This is a genomic window from Pseudoduganella sp. RAF53_2 (assembly GCF_052113985.1).
Taxonomy (GTDB): domain Bacteria; phylum Pseudomonadota; class Gammaproteobacteria; order Burkholderiales; family Burkholderiaceae_D; genus Rugamonas.
Map to the genome: position 1 here is coordinate 1 of NZ_JBFRDW010000308.1, position 6833 is coordinate 6833.

Below are 6833 nucleotides of genomic sequence, written 5' to 3' on the forward strand. Positions count from 1 at the left end.
CAATATTGCTGAAAACCTGGCCCGCCTGGCCCTGCCCTGCTCCATGATTACCGCCCTCGGCGACGATTCGTCCGGCCGCGCCCTGCGCTCGCAGGCCGAGGAATCGGGCATCGACATGGCAGGCACCCTGCAGCTGAACGGCATGGGCAGCGGCACCTACACCGCCGTCCTGGATGCGCGCGGCGAGCTGGTGGTCGCGCTGGCCGACATGGCGCTGTACGACATGCTGACGCCGGCCGTGCTGTCCTCTCGCCAGCCGCTGCGCAATGCTGCCGCCATGGTGGTGGCCGACTTGAACCTGCCGCACGATTCCATCGCCCTGCTGCTGGCCGAGGCGCGCGAGAGCGGCGTGCCGCTGGTGATCGTGGCGGTATCGCAGCCAAAGATGGCGCGCCTGCCGCGCGACTTGCGTGGCCTGAAGCTCTTAATATTGAACCGCGGCGAACTGGAAACGCGTGTGGGCCGTTCGCTGCCGACCGAAGCCGATGTGCAGGAAGCCTGCCGCGAAGTGCGTGCCGATGGTGCTGAAGACGTGATCGTCACCTGCGGCGCGCAAGGCGTCTACCACACCATGCCGGAAGGCCTGCACTGGCTGGCGGCGCACGATGCAAAAGTGGTGGACGTCACCGGCGCCGGTGATGCCTTCTCGGCCGCCGTCTGCTGGTCGCTGGTACAGGAATCGAGCGATCTGCACCTGGCCTGCGAACGCGGCCTGCTGGCAGCGGCGCTCACGCTGGAAAGCCCGCATACCGTATCGCCCGCGCTGTCCGCTGAAAAGCTGGGCGCGCACACTCCTCTCGAAAGGGACTGAATCATGCAGCAATATCTCTCCTTCTCTCCCGAAGTCGCCAATGCGCGCGCAGCCGGCAAGCCAGTTGTGGCGCTGGAATCGACCATCATCTCKCACGGCATGCCGTATCCGCAGAATGTGCAGACCGCGCGCGAAGTCGAACAGATCGTGCGCGACCACGGCGCCGTGCCGGCCACCATCGCCATCATCGGCGGCAAGATCTGCATCGGCCTGACCGACGAACAGCTTGAGTTGCTGGGTAATTCGCCGGATGCGCTGAAGGTGAGCCGCCGCGACCTGGCCTATGTGCTGTCCCAGTTCAAGCTGGGCGCCACCACCGTGGCCGCCACCATGATCTGCGCGCAGCTGGCGGGCATCCACGTGTTCGTCACCGGCGGTATCGGCGGCGTGCACCGCGGCGCGGAAACCAGCATGGATATTTCGGCCGACCTGCAGGAACTGGCCCAGACCAATGTGGCCGTGGTGTGTGCGGGTGTGAAGTCCATCCTCGATATCGGCCTTACACTGGAATATCTGGAAACGCAGGGCGTGCCGGTCGTCAGCGTGGGGCAGCAAGGCTTCCCCGCTTTCTTCACGCGCGAGAGCGGCTTCAATGCAGACTTCCAGCTGGACAGCGCCGCCGACCAGGCAGCCTTCCTGCGCACCAAATGGCAGCTGGGCTTGAAAGGCGGCGCGGTGATTGCCGCGCCGGTGCCGCAAGCCGATGCCATGCCGAAGGAGGAAATCGACCGCATCACCGTGCAGGCCTTGCAGGAAGCGGAAGAAAACGGCATCACCGGCAAGAAAGTGACGCCTTTCCTGCTGGCGCGCATCAAGGCCCTGACCGAAGGCCGTAGCCTGATGACGAATATCGCGCTTGTCAAAAACAATGCGCGTGTGGGCGCCGAACTGGCACGTGCCCTGATTAGCTGATCAAACCTATGTCGATCGATCTCAAACAGCTCCGATACTTCCTCGCCGTCGCTGAAGAGAAAAGCTTCAGCCGCGCCGCCGAACGCCTGCATATTTCGCAACCGCCGCTCAGCCAGCAGATCATGAAGCTGGAGGCGGAACTGGGCGTGAAACTGTTTGCGCGCACTACCCGCACCTTCGAACTGACGGTGGCAGGCAAGGCGCTGATGCAGGAGGCCTCCGAGCTGCTGGGCAAGATGCGCATGACGATTGACACCGTGCGCCAGATCGACCGCGGCGAAGTGGGCCGCCTGCGCGTGGGCATCGTGGGCTCCGCGATGTGGGGACCGATTCCCAGCATGCTCGAAGAATTCCAGAGCAAATACCCGCGCGTGACCTGGACCATCCATGAACTCGGCCCCACCGTGCAGTACGACGCCCTGCGTGCCAAGCAGATCGATGTGGGCTTCTGGCGCGAACCGAAGCTGGAAGAGGATGAACTGAAGCGCGACAATATGCGCCAGGAGCTGTGCTTCCGCGAGAATATCTGCGTGGCGGTCAATGAGCATCATCCGCTGGCCAAACAGGAATCGATCGAGCTGAAAGACATCGCCGACGAGCCGATGCTGACCCTGGCGCTGGATAAATCGTCCTTCCCGCGCTACCTGATCCAGTGCTGCGTGAAGGCCGGCTTCCAGCCCACCATCTTCCAGGAAGCGAATGAACCGCAAACCCTGCTGGCCATGGTCGGTGCAGGCCTGGGCGTGACGCTGATGCCGGAAACGACCAGCCGCATCGGCTGGCCAGGCGTGGTCTTCCTGCCGCTGCGCAATCCACCGTCGGCCAACCTCTACATCACCTACACCACGCTGGACGACGCGCCCGTGGTGCGCGCCTTCCTCAACATCCTGCGCCCGCCAGCCCGCGATTAATGCGTCGCGCCGCCGGCGGCGGCAATGTCCGCATCAGTCGCGAGCGCCGCGCGTACGGCGACGCGCAGGCCTTCGATCATGCTGTTCAGCGACATGCTGGCCGCACCGGGATGCGCTGCCGCCTGCTCCGGCAGGTATGGGATATGGATGAAGCCTGCTTTCACGTCCTTGCGTCCGGCCAGYGCGTGCATCAAGCCATAGAACACGTGGTTGCACACGAAGGTGCCAGCCGTCTGCGAAACTGAAGCAGGCAGCCCCGCCGCGCGCAGCTCGCGCACGATGGCCTTGATCGGCAGCGTGGAAAAGTAAGCTGCCGGGCCGTCCGCTACGATGGGCTGATCGACCAGCTGCTGCTGGCGGTTGTCCTTGATTGGCGCATCGTCGACGTTGATGGCAACGCGCTCGATGCTCATGTCCACGCGGCCGCCCGCCTGGCCGACAGCGATCACCAGCACGGGATGCACTTCAGCGATGGCGGCGCGCATGGTATCGATGGCCGCACCGAACACGCAGGGGAGCTGGCGGATCTGTACCGCGAAGTCCTTCTCGCGCCAGCCTTCCAGCGCGCGCACGGCTTCCCAGGCGGGGTTGATCGTCTCTTTGTTGAACGGCTCAAAGCCGGTAAGCAATACGGTCTTCATGACTTCATCAGGAAATACAACAGGAAGATATTCACCAGCAGCAGCGCCAGCGCGGTCGGGATTTGCGCCTTGATGACGGCATGGCGGTCCGGCAGGTCGAGCAGTGCGGTGGGAATGATATTAAAGTTCGCGGCCATGGGTGTCATCAGCGTACCGCAGTAGGCGCTGAACATGCCGATGGCAGCCATCACGGCGGGATTGGCGCCGAACTGGTGCACCAGCACCGGAATGCCAACGCCGCCCGCCATCACAGGGAAAGCGGCAAAGCCATTACCCATCACGATGGTGAACAGGGCCAGGCCGATGCAGTACACGGCCACCGCAACGAACGGTGATTCCAGTCCGATATACGAGGTGGTAATGTGGGCGACCGCCTTGCCGACGCCCGCCTCCGTGAACAGCAGGCCAAGCACCGCCAGCATATGCGGCAGCACGAGCGCCCAGCTCATTGCATCCACCAGGCGGCGCGACTCGCGGCCGGCCTGTAGCGGCGAGGCGCGCGTCAGCCAGCAAGCCACGGCGACGGCGACGATTGCCGCGCAGCCTAAAGAGGCCAGCGTCAGATTCTTCTGGTCGAGCAGAAAAGCGCCATCGATCTGCACGCCTTTCAGCAGCGTGGAGCCGATCATGGTCACGGCCGGGATGATCAATGCGGGCAGAATCAGCTTGCCGCCGAGGCGCGCTGCGCTGGCGCGGCGCTGATCCTCCGGCAGCGTGTCCGGCTTGCCGCTGCGGACGCCGCCAAAGCCGGCCAGCAGCGCCATCACCACCATCATGGCGCCCGCAACCACGGGCGGCAGCAGGTCGCCGGCAATGTAGATGATCGCGTACAGCGCCCAGAACAGCGACGTGGTCCAGCGGCGCGGATTCGTGCGGTCCATGGCGGACATCACCGACACCAGCGCCAGCATCACGCCGAGCAGCCAGTAGAAGTATTCGACGCGAATAATCATCGCGGCCTCGCGAGGTAAGCGTCCAGCCGGTGCAAGCGCCAGGCGTGGATGATGAAGGCGCTGATCGCCGTCRGAATGCCCCACATCGCCATGCGCAGCGGATCGACTTCAATGCCCTCGGCGCGCAGAATGGTCTGCATCAGCACGATGGCGCCAAAAGCCACGAAGATGTCTTCACCGAAGAACAGGCCGACATTGTCCGTGGCCGCCGCCATGGCGCGCACGCGGAAGCGCTGCTCTTCCGTCAGATCCGGGTGGCGCTGCTCGGCCGCCCCCTCCGCCATCGGCGCGACCAGCGGCCGCACCATCGACGGGTGTCCACCCAGCGAGGTCAGTCCCAGCGCGGCGCTCAATTCGCGGATGGCGAGGTAGACGATCAGCAGGCGCCCCGCTGTCGCCGAGCGCACCTTCGAGATCGCAGACTGCGCATACTCGCGCAAGCCGAAGCGCTCCAGCAGTCCGATTGCCGCCAGCGGCAGCAAATAGATCATGGGCAGGTTGCGGGTCTTGACGAAGGCCGTGCCGAGCGAAGCAAGCAGGTGGTCGATGGGCATGAAGGCCGCAAAACCGGTCGTAAAGCAGGCGGCAGCGACAACCAGGACGGGATGAAGGCGCAGCAGGAAACCGAGAACGATCACGGCGACGCCAAGTAAGGGCCAGAGATTTGGGTGCATCTGCTTATATTACAACCGGATGAAACTAGTGGCAGGCACTTTGTGCCTGCCACTGGGGTTACGCCTTGGGTTAAAAAAAACGCCCGCGATCTGGCGAGCGTTTTTTTCAGGACCGGTCAGGCGATCAGAAGTTTGCCTTCAGCTGCACACCGTAGGTGCGCGGCTCGTTCACGATACCAGTCAGGTTGTTGAAGTCGATCGCGCCCAGGGCCTGGATGCGGTTGGTGATGTTACGGCCGTAAGCTGCCAGCTCGTACTTACCATCCTGCCACTTGTAGCCCACGCGCAGGCCGCCTTCCAGCAGGGRCTTCGCCTTGTACTCGGCTGCTTCGTACAGGAAGAAGTTGTAGCTGGTGCGGTATGCCCAGTCGGTGTAGGCGTAGAACTCGCCGTTGCCCATCGGGGTGCTGTAGCGCAGGGTGGCGTTATGCTGCCACTTCGGTGCACGCGGCAGCGGATTGCCGTCGATCAGAGCCACCGTGGTGCCCTGCAGGACCTTGGTCGGGTCCAGCACGGTGCAGCCGCCGCCGCAAGGCTGCGCGAACAGCGTCGGGTCTTCGATCTTGGTGTAGTTGTAGCTGGAGCCGAAGGTGAAGTTCCAGCTTTCGGTGATGTTGGCCTGGAAGTCCAGTTCCACACCCTGGCCGATGACCTTGTCGGCGTTGATCAGCTGGTTCTGGTTGATGGTGCCGGAACCCGCGGTCAACTGCTTGTCCTTGACGCGATAGTGGAAGACGGTTGCGGACACGCGCGCACGTCGGTTCCACAGGTCCTCTTTCACACCGGCTTCATACGACAGCACCTTTTCGGCGGCGGCTTGCGACGGCACCGAGGTCAGGTCGAACAGGCGGCCCTGCATGGACGGCGCACGGTAGCCGGTTGCGATACGCGCAAACAGGTTGGTGTCCGGGTTCAGGGTGTAGGTGCCGCTCAGGTCACCGCTGACGTTGTTGGAAGTATCATGCAGCGGCAGGTAGGAAGAGCCGTTGGTCTGAATACGGCGTGCCACGAAGTCCTTCTTATCGTTGGTGTAGCGGATACCGCCGCGCAGCTTCAGCTTGTCGGAGACAGTGTAGTTCACGGTACCGAAGGCCGCCCACGAACGCGCATCCTGCACCTGGGTCGAGTAATCCTTGTTCTGCGGATTGCCCGGAGTCAGGGAGTCAAATGAGATCGAGTCGATCTGGATATGTTCCTTGAAGTAGAACAGACCGGCGATCCACTGCAGCGGCCCCTTGTAGTTGGACTCGGCGCGGAACTCCTGGCTCCACTGGTTGTGGTCCGGGATCAGGTCGGCGGTTTCAACCACGAACGGGATGAAGCCTGGACCCATTGGCGGAGCGTAGACCGCGCCATAGCCGCCATCGACGTCGCCGCGGCTGTAGAACTTCAGGGACTCATAGCCGGTGATCGAGTGCAGGGTGTAGTCACCCACGTTCCACTTCAGGCGCATATTGGCGCCGGTGTTGGTCAGGTGCTGGCTGTTGCCGCCGTCGGTCGGGTAGGAACCGTAGTCGAAATCGTCGACCAGGTCATTGGTGCCCTTCTTCAGGATGTTGGCGCGAAACAGGGTCGCGTTGCCGTCCATATTGCGGCCGTGGACGTTGAACAGCGCGCTGAAGTCGGCATTCGGCTTGACCAGGAACTGGAAGCGGGCTGCGTTATCCTTGTAGCCTTCGAAGTCGGTAGTGATGGCGTTCGGACGCGGATTGTGCACGCGGTCGTCACGGTGCTGGGATTGCACCGACAGGCGCATCGCCACGGTGTCGTCCATCGGGAAGTTGATGGCGCCTTCGTAGTTGCGCACGCCATCCTTGCCGGCGCCGATGTTGAAGTAGCCATCGGTCTTGCCGAAGGTCGGCTTGGCGGAGTCGAACTTGATCACACCGGCCGGCGAGTTACGGCCGAACAGGGTACCTTGCGGGCCACGC

7 protein-coding genes are annotated in these 6833 nt (G+C 63.2%); 3 read left to right on the forward strand and 4 right to left on the reverse strand.

Going from position 1 to position 6833, the window contains the following annotated elements; translation table 11 throughout:
- From AB4Z11_RS18335 to AB4Z11_RS18345, 3 genes are all read left to right on the forward strand, one after another.
- A partial coding sequence (locus tag AB4Z11_RS18335) for a PfkB family carbohydrate kinase (protein ID WP_442026707.1) occupies positions 1 to 811 on the forward strand: 811 nt, incomplete at its 5' end.
- A 3-nt stretch (positions 812 to 814) separates the two neighbouring features.
- Positions 815 to 1723, forward strand: a complete 909-nt coding sequence (locus tag AB4Z11_RS18340) for a pseudouridine-5'-phosphate glycosidase (RefSeq protein ID WP_442026709.1) — start codon at positions 815 to 817, stop codon at positions 1721 to 1723.
- Positions 1724 to 1731: 8 nt separating this feature from the next.
- Positions 1732 to 2634, forward strand: coding sequence for a LysR family transcriptional regulator (locus AB4Z11_RS18345; protein ID WP_442026710.1), 903 nt, complete (start codon positions 1732 to 1734; stop codon positions 2632 to 2634).
- Here the strand turns inward: AB4Z11_RS18345 and pcp are convergent.
- The 4 genes from pcp to AB4Z11_RS18365 all read right to left on the reverse strand — a co-directional run.
- Entirely contained in the window at positions 2631 to 3275 is a 645-nt protein-coding gene (gene pcp / locus AB4Z11_RS18350; RefSeq protein ID WP_442026711.1) for a pyroglutamyl-peptidase I, read from the reverse strand. The genes AB4Z11_RS18345 and pcp overlap by 4 nt on opposite strands.
- The gene (locus AB4Z11_RS18355) at positions 3272 to 4228 is read right to left on the reverse strand and encodes a DUF979 domain-containing protein (RefSeq protein ID WP_442026713.1); all 957 of its coding nucleotides are present in this window, start codon (positions 4226 to 4228) and stop codon (positions 3272 to 3274) included. The genes pcp and AB4Z11_RS18355 overlap by 4 nt, the downstream gene beginning before the upstream one ends.
- Complete coding sequence (locus AB4Z11_RS18360) at positions 4225 to 4902, reverse strand: DUF969 domain-containing protein (protein WP_442026714.1); 678 nt, start codon at positions 4900 to 4902, stop codon at positions 4225 to 4227. Before AB4Z11_RS18360 ends, AB4Z11_RS18355 begins: the two co-directional genes overlap by 4 nt.
- 124 nt (positions 4903 to 5026) lie before the next feature.
- Positions 5027 to 6833, reverse strand: a 1807-nt coding sequence (locus tag AB4Z11_RS18365) for a TonB-dependent receptor (protein WP_442026715.1), incomplete at its 5' end; no start/stop codon positions are given.

Excerpts from the sequence above, each read along its gene's own strand:
- AB4Z11_RS18345 (WP_442026710.1), top strand. The coding sequence starts at position 1,732 with ATGTCGATCGATCTCAAACAGCTCCGATACTTCCTCGCCGTCGCTGAA.
- AB4Z11_RS18355 (WP_442026713.1), bottom strand. The coding sequence starts at position 4,228 with ATGATTATTCGCGTCGAATACTTCTACTGGCTGCTCGGCGTGATGCTG.